The 16,933-nt window shown below is 63.8% G+C and carries 11 protein-coding genes; 3 read left to right on the forward strand and 8 right to left on the reverse strand.

Annotated features, from left to right (window positions below; all coding sequences use genetic code 11):
* Position 1: 1 nt before the first annotated feature.
* A complete protein-coding gene (locus RX329_RS24600) occupies positions 2 to 3,799 on the reverse strand; it encodes a DUF3971 domain-containing protein (RefSeq protein ID WP_085385291.1) in 3,798 nt (1,265 codons plus the stop codon).
* 204 nt (positions 3,800 to 4,003) lie between these two features.
* On the opposite strand from RX329_RS24600, the gene RX329_RS24605 reads away from it, so the two are divergent.
* The 3 genes from RX329_RS24605 to RX329_RS24615 all read left to right on the forward strand — a co-directional run bounded on the left by RX329_RS24605 (position 4,004) and on the right by RX329_RS24615 (position 6,750).
* Positions 4,004 to 4,696 carry a peroxiredoxin gene (locus tag RX329_RS24605; RefSeq protein ID WP_317244424.1) on the forward strand — a complete coding sequence of 231 codons (693 nt, stop codon included), beginning with the start codon at positions 4,004 to 4,006 and terminating at the stop codon, positions 4,694 to 4,696.
* A 110-nt stretch (positions 4,697 to 4,806) separates the two neighbouring features.
* Positions 4,807 to 6,165: a M23 family metallopeptidase gene (locus RX329_RS24610; protein WP_198957644.1), complete on the forward strand. Its 1,359-nt coding sequence runs from the start codon at positions 4,807 to 4,809 to the stop codon at positions 6,163 to 6,165.
* Between the two features lie 99 nt (positions 6,166 to 6,264).
* Positions 6,265 to 6,750 carry a low affinity iron permease family protein gene (locus RX329_RS24615; protein ID WP_026232740.1) on the forward strand — a complete coding sequence of 162 codons (486 nt, stop codon included), beginning with the start codon at positions 6,265 to 6,267 and terminating at the stop codon, positions 6,748 to 6,750.
* A 117-nt stretch (positions 6,751 to 6,867) separates the two neighbouring features.
* Here the strand turns inward: RX329_RS24615 and RX329_RS24620 are convergent, their stop codons facing one another.
* The 7 genes from RX329_RS24620 to RX329_RS24650 form a co-directional block, all read right to left on the reverse strand.
* Complete coding sequence (locus tag RX329_RS24620) at positions 6,868 to 8,103, reverse strand: ABC transporter substrate-binding protein (protein WP_085353508.1); 1,236 nt, start codon at positions 8,101 to 8,103, stop codon at positions 6,868 to 6,870.
* A 107-nt stretch (positions 8,104 to 8,210) separates the two neighbouring features.
* A complete protein-coding gene (locus RX329_RS24625; RefSeq protein WP_085353509.1) occupies positions 8,211 to 9,122 on the reverse strand; it encodes a DMT family transporter in 912 nt (303 codons plus the stop codon).
* 79 nt (positions 9,123 to 9,201) lie between these two features.
* Positions 9,202 to 10,077 (reverse strand): DMT family transporter, encoded by an 876-nt coding sequence (locus RX329_RS24630; protein ID WP_085353510.1) that lies wholly within the window; start codon positions 10,075 to 10,077, stop codon positions 9,202 to 9,204.
* A 13-nt stretch (positions 10,078 to 10,090) separates the two neighbouring features.
* Positions 10,091 to 10,972 carry an NAD(P)-dependent oxidoreductase gene (locus RX329_RS24635; RefSeq protein WP_085353511.1) on the reverse strand — a complete coding sequence of 294 codons (882 nt, stop codon included), beginning with the start codon at positions 10,970 to 10,972 and terminating at the stop codon, positions 10,091 to 10,093.
* Positions 10,972 to 12,103 (reverse strand): peptide chain release factor 2 gene (gene prfB, locus RX329_RS24640; protein WP_143273426.1). Its coding sequence is split into 2 segments (ribosomal slippage): positions 10,972 to 12,033 and positions 12,035 to 12,103, totalling 1,131 coding nucleotides; the frame shifts between segments, so codons are not numbered across the junction. The genes RX329_RS24635 and prfB overlap by 1 nt, the downstream gene beginning before the upstream one ends.
* Before the next feature lie 111 nt (positions 12,104 to 12,214).
* Positions 12,215 to 14,722, reverse strand: a complete 2,508-nt coding sequence (locus RX329_RS24645) for a penicillin-binding protein 1A (protein ID WP_085353514.1) — start codon at positions 14,720 to 14,722, stop codon at positions 12,215 to 12,217.
* A gap of 272 nt (positions 14,723 to 14,994) precedes the next feature.
* On the reverse strand, positions 14,995 to 16,287 hold the full coding sequence (locus RX329_RS24650; RefSeq protein WP_085385282.1) for an N-acetylmuramoyl-L-alanine amidase: 1,293 nt from the start codon (positions 16,285 to 16,287) through the stop codon (positions 14,995 to 14,997).
* Between the last annotated feature and the right edge of the window lie 646 nt (positions 16,288 to 16,933).

Consider the following 16,933-nt stretch of genomic DNA (forward strand, 5'->3'; position numbering starts at 1 on the left):
ACTAACGTCGCGCGAGGGTGCAGCCGCTCGATAGCTGGCGCGTCGATCCGGTCGAGCCATCGTTCGACTGCGACGGGAATTCCTCGAACGGCGAGTTCTGTTTGCCGGTGTTGAATTCGAAGATCTTGCGGAACAGACCGGGGGCCATCGCCGAAATCGGGTTGACGCGCATTACGGGCGCTGCCGGCGTGCCGACGACCTCGTAGGTCACGCCGATCAATCCTTCATTGTTGCCGCCGCCGAGGAAGATGCCGAACAACGGGATCTGGCCGAAGATGTTGTTGACGCCGTACATCGGGACGAAGGTGCCGCTCATACAAACCTGGTTGCCGGGAAAGTCGATTGAGCCCTCGATGGTGGCGCCGATCATCGGCCCCTTGACCACGCCGTCGCGGATCGTGAGCGCGCCGTTCTGCCGCGTGAACTCCGCGCGCATCGCCGTGAAGGCTACGCCGTTCTGGGCGCCGTTGGGAGCGCCCGCCGCGACGCGATCGAGTTGCTCCATTCCCTTGACCGAGAAGTCGCGCACGTTGATCAGGCCTTCCCGTGTCGTAGGCTCCGACGTCGGCGGCTCCATGGCCACCACCATCTGGCCGCCGAAGACCTTGTTGGTGGTGTCTGTGAAGCGCAGGAAGTTGCCGGCATCGCTGGTCTGGAGATAGATCACCTCGCGGTTGCCCTGGGCGCGGCCGCCGCGCAGGTCGGCGGCCACGGGCGTGTCTTTTCCGATCCTGCCGCTCAGCGTGAAGGCTTTGACCGCACCATTGCGCCGCGACATCTTGGCGTCGACGCTGCGCATCGCCTCGCCGTTGAAACCCATGACGGCGCCGAGCTTCACGTCGATGTCGAAATCGAGGTTCTTCGTCTTGCTCTTGGCATCGTCCTTGGAATTGCCTGAGATCGCCGACTTCAGGAAGCCGCGGCCGTCGAATACGTCGCCGCGCATCGTACCCTTGAGCACGCCGTCCTGGCTGCGCTCCACTTTGAGTGAGGCCTTGTCGCCGTCGGATGGCGCGTAGGTCGGGAAGTTCGCGTTCATGAGCTCGCCGTTGGCATCGACCTCGAGCGACCCCTTGATCGAGGCGCCGCCGCCTTCGATGACGATGTCCTCCAGACGCGTCGATTGCGCCGTCGGCACCACCTTGAAGCTGGCCTTGCCCGCTCTTCCCGGCAGCTTGACCCAGCCGGGCAGGATGTTGTCGAGCTTGACCGAGGTCAGGTCGGCCTCGATGCCGAGCTTCGTCGTCTGGTCGGGTCCCCCGGCGATCTTGCCCGACAGTTTGATCGGCACCGATCCGCTGACGGCGGGACCCAGATCGAATCCGAGGCGCGCGCGGCTCGCATCGTCCAGCGTGGTCTGCAGTTTGACGTCCGCATCGCCCTCGGCCGGCTTGCGGTAATCGAGCGAGGCCGCCTGCCCGTTGATCTTGACGTCGCCCTTGACCTGATAGCCCTGGTTGCTCGCGACGATCTTGAGGTTGTTGGCCTCCAGCTTTTGGTTCATCACCAGCTTGTCGGCACCAAAACCGTTGAGATCGGCCGTAACGCTGTAGGTGGTGTCGGCTTTGGTCAGCTCGCCCTTGACCGGCAGCCCAAGCTGGACGTTCGCCGAGAACGTCCCCTTGCTAGTATTGGGATCGATGACGGTCGACGACAGATCGCTCAAGCGATCGTTGGAAAGCATTTCGGCGGCCGCAGGCACCGGACCTTCGACACGAAACCTCGTCCGCGACGGCGACGGCTTGGGCGCCATATCGGGCACCTCGAAAACAAAGTCGGAAATCGTGACCTTGCGCCCCGCCGGCGTATCGGCAATGCCCTGCCCGATATTCACCGTCGCGGTGCGGCCGGTCACGCGCGCCTTCAAATCGGCATCGTGCACCACGGGCAGGCCATCGACGGGGCGAACCGTGACACCGCTCGCCACGATATTGACCGACAAGCCGTCGTCGGGAATGGGTGGGCCCTTGCGCGGAAGATTCTTCGTCGGTGAATTAACGCCGATCTCGATGCGCTGGAGCGTTCCACGCTCGATCCGCTCGATCACCCATTCGCGCAACTCGGGAACGACAAGGGTCGGCCACATCCGCTTGAGCGCGGAGGCCGACATCGGCGTTCCCGCGAAACCCAATGTCAGCCGCGGCTCGCCCGAATAGTCGATGGCACCGGTGCCGGCGACGCCGATCTCTCCGTTGGAGATATCGGCCTGGGTCAACAGCAGCCTCTTGTGGTCGGTATCGAAGCGGAAGCCGATCGCAATACGGTTGAAGACCAGCGGCGGCTCGTTGTCGATGCCGCCGAGCAGGATCGAACCGCCACTGAAACCGAGCTGCCAGTCATTGACGGTGCCGTTGGGCGGCTCGACATGAGCCAGAAGCGTCAGGCGGTTCGCGCCCGAGAGGACCTTGAACGGAGCGACCAGCACCCGCCGGTTGGCGTCCCACTCGACATTGATCTCGGCCGAGTCGATTGCCATCGGATAATCGGGCGTATCGGTGTCGATGATGTTGCCCGCACCGACCGTGATCTTGCCGCGAAAGAAAGTCGGCACGCCGTCGCGGCCGAGCTCGCCCTTGAGCTCGCCGGTCAGCGGCAGGTCGGCGGTGTAGGTGAGGTCCTTCACCCGCAGCGCCAGCAGGATGTTGGCGGTCGAGACCTTGTCGGCGCGGATATCGACCGAGCGCACGCCGTTCTCGGTGGGACCGATCGTGGCACGCAACGACCACGGACGCGCGCCCTCTTCACCGAGGCTGAGCGCGACGCCGCCACGGCTCGGTCGGCGCAGGCTGAGCGTGATGTTCTCAAACGTCCATTTGCTGCCGCGCTGCTGGTCGTCGACGATCAGATTGCCGTTCTTCAGGCCGATCTCGTTGAGATTCTGGCCGTCGAGGCCGGTCATGCTCAGACTGTCGAGCCAGTCGAGGCCCTGAAGAATGCCAGTCGGGGACGTGGCCTGGGGCGCGGCTTGCGGTGCGTCGGAGGTCGCAGGCTCGGTGGCGAATGGCGGCGGTGGCACACCGTTGCGCGGGAAAGTCGGCGGCAGTCCCGCGTCCCTTTTGGAGGCGACGCCGGTTGCGAGCGGCTTTGCGGTGTCGCCGGCCGATACCGTGACGGTGCCGTCAGGCGCGATCCGGATTGCGAGCTCGGCATCGACGAGGTTGAGGCTTTCGGCGCGCAGATGCCCCATCAGCAGGCCCGCACCCGACAGCTTCACCTCGGCCTTCGGCGCGGTGGCGACAATGACGTGATCGTGGTCGCGCACGACGATATCACGGATGCGCACGGCGATGCGGATCCGCCCGGCCCGCTCGATCTGCGTGCCGCCGACCTCCACGGTGTTGCCGTGACCGATATTGTCCTCGATCGCGGCCGCGAGCCACGGCGTCGCAATGTCGAGATTGATGGGACCGGCGCCGAGCCGCCACCACAGCGCGCCGAAACAGCCGACGAAGATGACGACCAGGACACCGACGACCACGGCCACGCGCTTCAGCCAGCGACCGCCGCCCAACCAGCGGCGCAACGGCCCAAACCCGTCAGCGAAGCGATGGAAGCCCGAATTGGAACGCGACAACAGCCGGCGCGCCCGATGGCCCGCCGCCGCTTCCTGATCCGGATCCCAGTCGGCGTCGTCCCATTGCTGCTGCTCTGGTTGGCTGCCGCGCCGATCCAAATCCCGATTGTAATCCTGGGGCGACGTATTCCTTGCCATTGCCTCTCGATACAGGCGCCCGTCGTGGGATTGAGCGCCGCCGGGGCCGCAGCCGTCGACGGGAAGCGAAGCTTCCCGCGCCGGCATTGCCGCCATACCTCGAATATTCCTTCTGTTCGTCATGTCGCCCCGGGAGCGCGTTCAACGAGCAGTGGGGTGGTGCGTGGAATTCCTTGTAACCAGACTCCGGCGTCGTCAGACTCGCCCCGCCGAGGGCACGATTCCGGCATAGCGGAAAAGGGCTGCAATACCGCTTTGGTTGACCCGCCGAAAGCGACGAAAGGAAGGCGTATGTCCAAGAAATCCCGAAAGAAATCGTCCAAAACGCCCTCCGTCACTCCGACGGCTAAAAAGACGCCCGTGAAAGCGCGGGCTGCGACTCAAACCAAGCTCGCGAAATCACAGCGGACACCGGCGAGCAAATCAACTGGGACCATAGCAAAGACAACATCGCATAAGGCCGCATCGAAACGGTTAAATTCTTCCAAATCGGCATCCGCGCCTGAAACGGCGGCGAAGGCCGGCTTGGCTGAGGGGCAGAAGGCTCCCGCCTTCCGCCTGCCCCGCGACGGCGGCGGCGTCGTCGCGCTGTCGGATTATGCCGGCCAGAAGCTGGTCCTGTTCTTCTATCCCCGCGCCGACACGCCAGGCTGCACCAGGGAGGCCATCGATTTCACCCGGCTCACCGGCGCCTTCGCCAAGGCTGGCACCGCCGTGCTCGGCATTTCCGCCGATCCGGTCAAGGCTCAGGACAAGTTCCGCGACAAGCACGGTCTCGGCGTGCCCCTCGTCTCGGATGAGACGCACGAGATGCTGGAGGCCTACGGCGCCTGGGGCGAAAAGTCCATGTATGGCAAGAGCTTCCTGGGAATTCTTCGCACCACGATGCTGCTTGGCGCCGACGGCAAGATCGCCCGGATCTGGCGCAATGTCCGGGTCGACGGCCACGCCGACGAGGTGCTGGAAGCCGCAAGGAGCCTTTAACCAATCATTTAAATTCAAGGGGTTCCGTTTCCGGAAAATTAACCATGACCGGCCCAGATTGCCGCGGCAATTAGGCCGCACGGACTCATCCGATCGGCGCGGGAGTGCCGATGTCGAAAAGTTCTGCCCAACTCTCGCAGTACCCCCAACATCACCCGCACGACCATGGACGGGCCTTTCATCGCCGTGCCGCCGCAGTGGCAACCGCGCTTCCCCTTCCGGACACCGACGACGCCTACACCATCGTGCATCACGGCAAGCAGGTTCGCCTGGGACCTGTGGTGTTCTGGATCGTGGTCGGCACTGTCGTGTTGCTCGGGCTCTGGTCGGCCGCAACCGCGACCTATTTCGCCTTCCGCGACGACGTCCTCACCCGGCTGATCGCCCGGCAGGCCGAGATGCAATACGCCTATGAGGACCGCATTGCCGAGCTCCGCGCCAAGGTCGACCGCACCACCAGCCGGCAGCTGCTCGACCAGGAGCAGTTTGACCAGAAGCTCGACCAGATCATGAAGCGCCAGACGGCGCTGGAGTCCCGTGCCACAGCGCTCGGGTCCATGCCGGACGTGACCGGATCAATTCCCCGCTCCACCCCGCAGCGTGGCGATGCCAGCCAGACGACGCAGGGCACGCCAAAGCCCTCGCCGATCAGCGACACCGTGATCTTCGTGGCGCCGCCGGATCGGGAAGCGCGGCTCGAGTCGCGCGCGCCGACCCTCGCAGCTCCGCCCGTCAATCAATTCGCCAAGAACCAGGGGTTCGACAACGTCGTCGTTCGGCTCACGACCTCGCTGGACCAGGTCGAGCGTCGCCAGATGGCGGCGCTCAACGCCGTCGAGGAAGGCATGGATTCGCGCATGCGCCGGATGCGCGGCGTCGTCAGCGATCTCGGCCTGAACCTCGCAAATCTCGAAGCCGCCGTGCCGCGCACCGCGATGGGCGGGCCGTTCGTGCCTGTTAAAATCACCGCCAGTTCGGGGCCGTTCGAGAAGCAGCTCTATCGCATCAACAACACCCGAGCCGAGATGGACCGGCTCAATCGCACGCTCGCGCTCGTGCCCTATCGCAAGCCCGTCATCGGCGAGGTCGAGTTCACCTCCGGCTTCGGCGTGCGCAGCGATCCGTTCCTCGGCCGGCCTGCGATGCATACCGGGCTCGACTTCCGCGCCGCGAGCGGCGATCCCGTTCGCGTCACCGCCAACGGCAAGGTCGTCTCGGCCGGCTGGTCCGGCGGCTACGGCCGCATGATCGAGGTCGATCACGGCAATGGCCTTGCGACGCGCTATGGCCATCTCTCCGAGATCAATGTCCGGGTCGGCGAGATCGTGAGAATCGGCCAGGTCGTTGGTCTCGTCGGGTCGACCGGCCGTTCCACCGGGCCGCATCTGCACTATGAAACCCGGATCGACGGCGAAGCGGTCGATCCGCAGAAGTTCTTGCGCGCCGGCGTGCGACTCAGCGCGGGCTAGGCTCGTTGAGAGCGCGCTCGTCTCGTCCCAGGTTTACATGGCGGAACTTCGGAGTTCCCTTCGCGTTAGGTCGCAGGTCCTCAATGGCGCGATCTTCTGATGCAACAGATCCATACGAAAGCTCGTCCGGCCAAGGGCAAAGCGGACCAGCCACGTAACAACGCGGCTCAACTCTTCAGCGATATTGCTAACCGAACATCTCAAGCGGCCGGGCGAGCGCTGACATTCATGATTGCAGCCGGCATCATCCTGGTTTGGGCGGTCACCGGTCCCATCTTCCATTACTCCGACACATGGCAGTTGGTGATCAACACCGGCACCACCATCGTGACATTCCTGATGGTCTTCCTGATTCAGAATTCCCAGAATCGCGATAGCGCGGCCATTCAGGTGAAGCTCGACGAACTGATCCGGGTGAGCGCGGTGCAAAATTCCTTCGTGGGAATTGAGCATTTGACCGACGACGAGCTCGACGAGATCCGCACCAAATGTGAGCTTCGCGCCAAGGCCGAAAAGGTCGGAGACGAGACAGTCAAGAATACCGGCAAGAAGGCGAAACGCGCCGCCGATCTCGTCACCGAATAAGCGGACGGATGCCGGGAACGACGAGGTGCGCAGCTTCGTTCGCAATCGCAACGCTTCGGCAGGCTCGCCCCGTCTTCATCACACCAGGCAACTGGCCCGCCGCGGAGCCAGCCCTGACTATTGGCCGCGCTCGTGGCCGACCTCACCGGTGATGACGTCGCCGAACAACTCCCAAGCCTGGCCGTTGAAGCGCATCAGCTGCATCTGCTCGATCGGAAAATAATCGTCGGCCGAAGTGTTGACCATGATCCCGGGCAGCATCAGGTCGGTGTGAAAATCCTTCAGGCTGGTGGCCTGCTTCATCACGTTGTCACGGGTGAGATTGTCGCCGCACTGCCTCAGCACCTGCGCCATCGCCTCCGCCTGGACGTAGCCATAAAGGTTGTTGGCGTTGGTCTTGTCCCCTTCGGGATAGTACTTATCCATGAAGGTGCGCCACGCGACGACCGCCGGATCCTTGTCCCAGGTCGGGTCGGTCGGATCCTTCAAATATGCTGTCGAGATGATATCCTTGGCATAGTCGAGCCCGGCGGGCTTGAGCACCGAGGCGATCGAGGTAGCCGTATTGGCGAGGAAGAATTTTGGCTTCCAGCCGAGCTCGCCGACCTTCCGGATCGCCTGTGCCGAGCCTTTCGGCGCGGCCCATGAGAAGAAGATGTCGGCGCCGGAATCGTGAAGCGCAACGATCTGCGAGTCGATCGAGGGATCGCTGACCTCATAGGATTTGTCGGCGATGATCATGCCAGCCTTGTCGCCGAGCCCGTCCTTCAGGCCCTTGAACTGGTCCTTGCCGGCGTCGTCGTTTTGCCAAAGAACGGCGATCTTGCTGTTCGGAAAGTTGTCGCGAATATATTTCGCGTAGATGCGCCCCTCGCTCTGGTAGTTCGGCTGGAAGCCCATGGTCCAAGGGAAATTCTTGGGGTCCCCGAACTTGGTGCCACCGGAGGCGACGAAAAGCTGCGGCACCTTCTTGGCATTCATGTATTTCATGATCGCGGAGTTCGAGGGCGTTCCGAGCGGCTGGAAGATCAGCAACACCTCGTCGCTCTCGACCAGCTTGCGCGCCTGCTCAATCGCCTTTGGCGGCGAATAGGCGTCGTCATAGCTGATGAAATTGATCTTGCGACCGTTGATGCCGCCCTGGTCGTTGATCATCTTGAAGAACGCGGCCTCGGTCTTGCCGATCACGCCATAGGACGACGCCGGCCCGCTATAGGGCATGATATTGCCAAGCTTGATTTCGGTGTCGGTGGCGCCGGGGTCGTATTTTTTCTGCGCCAGGGCCGGTGTCGTGACGAGCGCGCCGGCAGCTAGAATGGCGAGGGCAGCAAGGCTATTGCGACGATCCGGCATCGTTCTCTCCCTGTGTTTTATAGTCTTGTTTTGCCGAGAGTGTCGCAAGGTGGCTCTCTGCTGGCAAGCGCCACGATTTTCCGTGAGATGAAACGAGCGTTCCAGAACTATGTGCCGCGCCGCAGCAGGTTCAGAACGCGCCCATCGATCACCAGTAATGCGCTGCCGATCACGATCGCTCCCGCGATCTCGCGCATGGAGATCGGCTCGCCCAGCACCAGCCATCCCAGAAGAATGGCGGTGACGGGAATGAGAAGCGTCACTAGCATCACATTGGTCGCGCCCGAGCGCCGCAGGATCTGGAAGAAGACGATATAGGCGAGCGCCGTCGACAACCCGGCAAGGCCAAGCACCGCCAGCCAAATCGTCACGCCCGGCATCGGGAAACGCCACGGCTGCTCCATTGCGCCAGCGACGATCGCCATCATCACCGTGGAAGCCATCAGTTGAAACGCGGCCGTCCCCAGCGGGGCTGCGTCCTTCAACAACCGCCGCGCCGCCAGCGCGGCAAAGCCATAGCTCAAGGCGCCACCGAGACAGAGCAGGATGCCCAGCCCCTGCCCCGCCCGTGTCTCGACACCCCATCCGTGCAGGATGATCACGCCGGCGAGGCCCAGTGCCACGCCGGCGACGCGGCGGAGCCGTAAGGCCTCTTCGCCCGCCGCGGCCATCACGATCACCGTGAACAGCGGCGTGGTGGCATTCAGGACCGACGCCAGCCCGCTTGGAATGAAAGTCTGGCCGATCACGATCAGCGAGAACGGGATGACGTTGTTGAGGAGCCCCATCGCGACGAACGGTTTCCAGCCGGCGATGCCCTTGGGAAAGGCGATGCCCTGAAAACGGAGCAGCGGCAGCAGAAGGGCTGAACCAAGTGCAACGCGCATAAACACCAGCGTGAGCGGCGGCAATTCCCGCAGCGCCGCGCCGTTGAAGAAGAACGAGCCGCCCCAGAGCGCCGAGAGCACAGCGAGCAGCGACCAGTCGCGCGCGTCGATACGGTTGTCGATCGGGGACATGGCGTCTCACAGCGATGGTCCGACCTGCTAGGACTGCGCGACCAAAATTGCCACCCGATTTCCGGGTAAAGGGCGAGATTCAGGATCGATCGCGACTTCGCGCGTCAACCGCGATATCCGCAACCACCGCCCCAACGACCAGAACACCGCCAACAAGGGCGTGGACGGCAGGTACCTCGCGAAAGGTAATCCAGATCCAGAACGGCATCAGCGGCGTTTCCAGCGTCGCAATCAGGGAAGCCTGGCTCGACGGCAGGAGGCGCGAGCCGAGCATGTAGAATGTCAGCCCCAGCGCCACCTGAAAGCAGCCGAACATCGCGAGGATCGCGAGGTTGGCGCTGTCGATATGGACGAGGTCGTGCGCAAACGGAAGGCTGACGAGGCTTCCCAGGAAATTCGACAACGCCGCCGCTGCCACCATCGATGTCTCCTGGTAGCGTCGGATCACAACCGTCATCGCCGAGATGGCGAGTACCATGAGGCAGCTCAGCGCCACGCCTCCAACATCAGCCCCGGCTTCGATGCCTCCGACCGTGATGGCGACGCCGCCAAAGGCAACGAGGCTCGCGATCAGGGTACGCCATGTTACGGCTTCGCCAAGCCACAGCCACGCCAGCGCCGCGGCCACGAAAGGCTGCGTGGAGATCAGCACAGCCACATTCATCACCTTGGTCATCTGGAGCGCGGGGATGAAGGAAACCATGCCGAGCGTGGACAATGAGGCGACGAGCAAGCCGCCGCGTCCCGGCGCCACCAATTGCCGCAGCGCGCCGCGTCCCTGCATCACGACGAGAAACACCGAGATCAGACTGCCGCCGAACACGCCGCGCCAGAACAGAATGGTCCAGGGATCGAACGGCAACAGACGTGTGAAGAACGGCGCCGTGCTCCAGGCAATCGCAGCTGATATGACGAGGGCAATGCCGAGACCGCGTTCCGAACGAGGCTGCCCCATGTCGATGCGGCCGCTAGGACGGTTTCTTCGGCCGCGACACCAGTTCGATCATCTTGCCTTCGTCGTCGTCAGGCATCGCGGCCTTCGCTTGCGCGTAGGCTTCCACCGCGGCGCGCGCGACCAGCGGCTTGTCGGCCAGCAGGCTCTCGGCGAGCTTCACCGCGTAGGCGGCATCCTTGTGCCGCAGCGCTGCCGTGAATGTCGCGCCGGAGAAATCGCGGGAGACCATGCGCTTGGAATGACGCTGCACCTGCGGGCTCGCGGCCACGCCCGCCTGAATCGACTCCAGCACGAGGTTCATGTCGAGCCCGGCCTGCTCGGCAATGGCAAGCCCCTCGGCGAGGCCGGCGATCTGGATCGCGCCCATCAGATTGTTGATCAGCTTGTAGACCGTGCCGGAGCCGACCGCGCCGAAATGGCGGATGGTCGAGCCGATCGGCGTCAGATAAGGCCGCGCGCGTTCGAGATCGGCGGCATCGGCACCAACGAGCAACGTCAGCTTTCCGCTCGCGGCCGCATCCGGCAATCCCGTCACGGGGCAATCGATATAGATCAGCCCGCGAGCGTTCATCTCGCGGCCCATCTCGCGCGCATGGTCATAGGAGACGGTGGAGCATTCGATCGCAATGGTGCCGGCCTTCGCGGTCTTGGCTGCGCCCTCGGGCCCGAGCCAGACCGCACGCGAGGCCTCATCATCGGCGACCATGGTCACGACGGCGTCGGCGTCGATCGCCGCGTCCTCAGGCGAGGTCGCCCAGAGCGCGCCGCGCGCGATCAGGTCTTCCGCTTTTGTTTTACTGCGATTCCACAGCGTCACCGTGAAGCCAGCATCGAGATAGCGGCCGGCCATGCCATGGCCCATCCGCCCAAGCCCGATGAAGGCGATCCGGGGCATCAGTCGACGTCCTCGATGTCGGCGCCGGGAGTGCCGAAGGCGCGCTGCGCCAGGGTCGCGGCCATGAAGTCGTCGAGATCGCCACCGAGCACGCCTGATGTGTCGGAGGTCTGCACACCCGTGCGCAGGTCCTTCACCATCTGGTAGGGCTGGAGCACGTAAGAGCGGATCTGGTGGCCCCAGCCGATGTCGGTTTTGGCGGCCTGGTCGGCGGCGGCCTTCTCTTCGCGCCGCTTCAGCTCGATCTGGTAAAGCCGCGCGCGCAGCATGTCCCAGGCCTGCGCCTTGTTCTTGTGCTGCGAGCGGCCGGCCTGGCAGACCACGGCGACACCGGTCGGGATATGCGTCAGCCGCACCGCGGACTCGGTCTTGTTGACGTGCTGGCCGCCGGCACCACCGGAGCGCATGGTGTCGACGCGGACGTCGGATTCCTTGATGTCGATCTTGATGGTGTCGTCGATCACCGGAAACACAGCAACGGACGAGAACGAGGTGTGCCGCCGCGCGTTGGAATCGAACGGCGAGATCCGCACCAGGCGGTGCACGCCCGCCTCGGTCTTCAGCCAGCCATAGGCATTGTGGCCGGAGACCTGGATGGTCGCGGACTTGATGCCGGCCTCTTCGCCCTCGGACTCTTCCAGCACCTCGACCTTGAAGCCGTGGGTTTCGGCCCAGCGCGAGTACATGCGAAGCAGCATCTGGGCCCAGTCCTGGCTTTCGGTGCCACCGGCGCCGGCATGCACTTCGAGATAGGAATCGAAACTATCCGCCTCGCCCGACAGCAACGCCTCGAGCTCGCGCCGGGCGACTTCCTTCTTGAGGGTCTTGAGCGCGGCTTCGGCTTCCTTGACAACGCCCTCATCGCCCTCGGCTTCGCCGAGCTCGATCATGCCGATGTCGTCTTCGAGCTCCTGCTCGACCTTGCCGATGCCGGAGAGCGCATCCTCAAGCGAGGTGCGCTCCTGCATCAATTTCTGGGCTTTCTGGGGATCGTTCCAGAGATTGGGATCTTCTGCGAGCTTGTTCAGCTCAGCGAGGCGCGCCGTCGATTTCTCGACGTCAAAGATGCCTCCTCAGCAGCCCGACAGACTGCTTGATCTCTTCTACCAACCGTTCGATTTCGGCGCGCATGTGGTTCTCTGGTCTCGCGGAATTTTTCCGCGTCTAATGACAACGGGATGTAGCGGCGGCGGCTGCAAAGCGCAACCGCCGCGGCGACGAACGTCTGTCTTGTCCTAAGCCTTAGTACAGCCCGCCGGTGCCCGGCCGCATGAAGAAACCGGAATCCGGCTGCTGCTGCTGCGACGCCGGCACGCCGCCTCGCCCATCGGCATCGGCAACGCCGATGACGGAGTAGTTATCCGGCGGCGCCGTGCCCGGCTTGAAGGCTTCGAGAATGGTTCCGCCGGTCTCGCCCGGACCGGCGCGCATGCCGGACTTGGCGACGACCCGCACCAGCTTGATGCCGGCCGGCACCTTGAACGGGACCGCGGGCTTGTCGGCGAGCGCGAGCTGGAGGAAGTCGCGTGCGATGGGAGCTGCGAGATGGCCGCCGGTCGCGGCGTTGCCCTTGCCGAGCGGACGCGGTTTGTCATAGCCCATATAGATGGCAACGGCGACGTCGGGCGAGAAGCCGACGAACCAGGCGTCCTTGGCCTCGTTGGTGGTGCCGGTCTTGCCGGCGATCGGCTTGCCGACCTGCTTGACCACGGTCGCGGTACCGGCCTGGACCACGCCTTCCATCAGCTCGGTGATCTGATAGGCGGTCATGGAATCCAGCACCTGCTCGCGGCGGTCGATCAGCTGCGGCTCGTTCTGGTTCTTCCAGCCGCCGGGCGCGTCACAGCCACGGCATTCGCGCTGGTCGTGCTTGAAGATGGTGTGGCCGTAGCGATCCTGGATGCGGTCGATCAGGGTCGGCTTCACCCGGCGGCCGCCATTGGCGAGCATCGAATAGGCCGTGACCATGCGCATCGCCGTGGTCTCGCCGGCGCCGAGCGCGTAGGACAGATAGTTCGGCAGTTCGTCATAGACACCGAAGCGGCGGGCATATTCGCCGATCAAGGGCATGCCGATGTCCTGGGCGAGGCGCACCGTCACCGTGTTGAGCGACTGCCGCAATGCGTTGCGCAGCGTCACCGGCCCCTGGAATTTGCCCGAGGAGAAGTTTTCAGGCCGCCACACGCCCGCGCCCTGGCCTTGATCGATTTCGATCGGGGCGTCGAGCACGACAGTCGAAGGCGTATAGCCGTTGTCGAGCGCAGCCGAATAGACGATCGGCTTGAACGACGAACCGGGCTGCCGATAGGCCTGCGTGGCGCGGTTGAACTGGCTCTGGTCGAACGAGAAGCCGCCGACCATCGCCAGCACGCGACCGGTCCAGGGGTCCATCACCACCATCGCGCCGGACACTTCCGGGATCTGGCGCAGCCGGTACTGCCCTTCGACAGGCTGGGCGTCCTTGTACAGCGGATCGGCGTAGATCACGTCGCCGGGCTGGAGCACCTGCGACACCGCACTCGCCGCCCTGCCCTTCGCAGCCCCCGAGGCCGCTCTTGCCCATTTGATACCGTCGAGCGTGATGAGGCCGGTCTCGCGCTGCTTGCTCACGGCGCCGCCGAGTTCGCGGCTCGGCTGGAAGCCGATGCGCGCCGACTGGTCGCTGGTCTCCAGCACCACCGCCATGCGCCACGGCGAGATATCGGACAGAGACTTGATTTCGGCGAGCTTCACGCCCCAGTCGCCCGAAATGTCGAGCTTGCTGATTGCGCCGCGATAGCCCTGCTGCTCGTCATAGTTGACGAGACCGGCGACCATGGTCTTGCGCGCCATGACCTGAATCTTGGGATCGAGCGTGGTGCGGACCGAAAGGCCGCCCTCATACAGCTTCTTCTCGCCATAGCGCTCGAAGATGTCGCGGCGCACTTCCTCGGCGAAATATTCGCCGGCGAAGGTGTGGGCGCCGTTGGAACGGCTGGTAACGGCCAGCGGCTCCTTGCGCGCCTTGTCGGCGTCGGCCTGCTTGACCCAGCCGTTCTCAACCAGACGATCGATCACGTAGTTGCGGCGCTCGATGGCGCGGTCGCGGTTGCGGACAGGATGCAGCGTCGCGGGCATCTTCGGCAGCGCCGCGAGATAGGACGCTTCCGCGACGGTCAGCTCATTCACCGACTTGTCGAAATAAACCAGCGACGCAGCCGCGATTCCGTAGGCACCTAAGCCCAGATAGATTTCATTCAGATACAGCTCGAGGATCTTGTCCTTCGAGTAGGTCTTCTCGATCCGCATCGCCAGCAAGGCTTCCTTGATCTTGCGCGCGAAGGAGACCTCGTTGGTCAGAAGGAAGTTCTTGGCGACCTGCTGGGTGATCGTGGAAGCGCCCTGCGGACGGCGGTTGGAGCCGTAGTTCTGGATGTAGACCACGCCGGCGCGCGCCATGCCGGTGTAGTCGATGCCACCATGCTCGTAGAAATTCTTGTCCTCGGCCGCGAGGAAGGCGTTGATCACGAGTTTCGGCACCGCCTGGATCGGCAGGTACAGCCGCCGCTCCTTGGCGTATTCGCCGAGCAGCGAGCCGTCGGTCGCGTGCACGCGGGTCATCACCGGCGGCTCGTAATCCTGAAGCTGAGAGTAGTCAGGCAAGTCCTTGGAGAAATGCCAGATCAGGCCTGCGACGGCACCCACCCCGACAAGGAACAACACCGTTCCCGCGGCGAACAGGAAGCCCATGAACCGCACCAGCAAGCGCATTATCTGTTTATCCGTTCAAACTCTGGATCAGCCCAAGATCAGCCCTGGCACCAGAAACAGGCACCAAACCATCGCGAATTCACCGGCTTTACTCAATACTATTAGTGCCGGACTCAAGGCGCTTGCCGAGCGGGATTCTCGCCGATTCCGGAACCCCCTGCGGCGTTTTTATAAAGCGCCCGCTGTGGCCAAACTAGGGCTTTTGCGGCGGGACGGAAAATCACTCTCAATTCAACGATCCCCGGGTCGTCAACTGGACGATCGCCCGGTCGTCAATTCGACGATCCGGCCGTGGCCATCCGTTTGGCCAAAAACCCGTCGATCGCCTGCGCCATCGAGCCCACGGCACGCGACCGCCATCCCTCGGAGACCAGATGCTCGAGGTCGCCCTTGTTGGAGACATAGCCGATCTCGACCAGGACCGACGGCACGTCGGGCGCCTTCAGCACCCGGAAGCCGGCTGACTTCAGGGGATGCTTGTGCATCCGCACCGTCGACTTCATTTCGCCCATCAACAGGCGGGCAAAACGGCTTGAAAAGGTACGGGTTTCCCGCTGGGTGAGATCGATCAGGATGTCGGCGACATCGGTCGGCTCCTCCGCGAGGTTGAAGCCGGCGATGGCGTCCGCCCGGTTTTCCGCATCCGCCAGCCGCTGCGCCTCGGCGTCGGAGGCCTTGTCGGACAACGTGTAGATGGTCGCGCCCTGCGCATCGCCCTCGGCGCGCGGCAGCGCGTCGGCATGGATCGAGACGAACAACGCCGCCTTGAGCCTGCGGGCGACTTTGACCCGGTCGTTGAGCGGGATGAAGGTGTCGTCGTCTCGGGTCATCACCACGCGATATTTGCCGGTCTTTTCCAGCCGTTCGCGCAGCGCCAGGCCAAAGGCCAGCACCAGATTCTTCTCGCTCTCGCCGCTCGACTGCGTGCCGTTGTCGATGCCGCCATGGCCGGGATCGATGACGACGACCGCGCGGCCATCGGCCTTCTGCCCGGCTTCAGGGTGGGCAGATGCGGGAACCGTCGCGGGCGGCGGATCGGCAATAGCCGGCCGCAGCTCAGGACGGTTTTCCGGAGCTAGCGACGGCACGAAGGCGGTGCGCTCGACCTCCTCCATTTCGAGCACCAGCCGCGCCGGCTGGCCGTTGGCAGCCTCCACCACGTAGGAATTGGCGATCTTGGCCGGGCCCGTCAGGTCGAACACGATTCGGGAGCCGCCGGGCATCACAAGCCCATAGCGGAAGGCCTTGACCAGTCCGCGTCCGCCGGACCCGGTCCCGGCGGGAAGTTGAAAATTGACCTGGGGAACGTCAACCACCACCCGATACGGGTCGGCCAGAGTGACTGCGCGGAAGCTAACGGTCTGATCGATGTCGAGGACAAAGCGAGTCTGCCTGCCGTCCCCGGCCAGTCGGGCGGCCGAGGCCGTTGGGAAATTCGCTGATGCAACAGGGAGTTGAGGCTGACTTTCCGCGGCCTTCAGGCGCGAGGAATCAGCACACGGCAATGCCGCCGCGCAGAGCAGCACGCATCCCAGCAGGATCCTTTGATTTGCGCGGCTCGCCACCGATTCCGTGCCTCCGAGCAGCCTCTTTAACGCAATAGAACCACAGGGTTAAACGATCCTTAATGACAGACACGCGAAACTCGCTGACTGTGACCGCCGTGCGACGCTCCTTGCACGGATGGCCCAATCCACGTATGTACGGAATGCTGACGGCCGATATTTCCGGTTGTGTCGCATTCAGCCTCCCGGTGCAGCGCCGGAACTCTCAAGGTTTGGGAATTCCAGCGTTTTTCCGTTCCCCTCTAAGTCCAGCGCGGTGCGCGGCAGCAAGGTGGAGCGGGGCAAGCCCCGGCGGCGGAACGGTCCTCGGTTACCAACACGTTTCCGGGACGGTTCTGACAGCGGCGCAACCCGTTACCCGGTCCCTTAATCCCAAGGGAGCGGTTCGTAATACCCCAAGGCGAGCGCGCTCGCGCCATGCCTGGCCAACAGCAACTGATTGAGGGGCGGCCCCGCCGCCCAATGTTTCATACGGGCCGACGCTTGATGCGCCAGACTGTGCCGACCAATTCTGAAGGACCATTCGCGACGCTGCGGAGTGACAATTCCGCGCGCCGCTTCGGTCCTCCGGCTTTCGGTTCGGCAAGGCGCGAGAGACGGTGTTTCGGCCTTCCCCTCACCCCCGAATCAGGTGGACCGTCGCGTC

Origin of the sequence: Bradyrhizobium sp. BWC-3-1, from assembly GCF_032917965.1 — a bacterium.
GTDB lineage: Bacteria > Pseudomonadota > Alphaproteobacteria > Rhizobiales > Xanthobacteraceae > Bradyrhizobium > Bradyrhizobium canariense_D.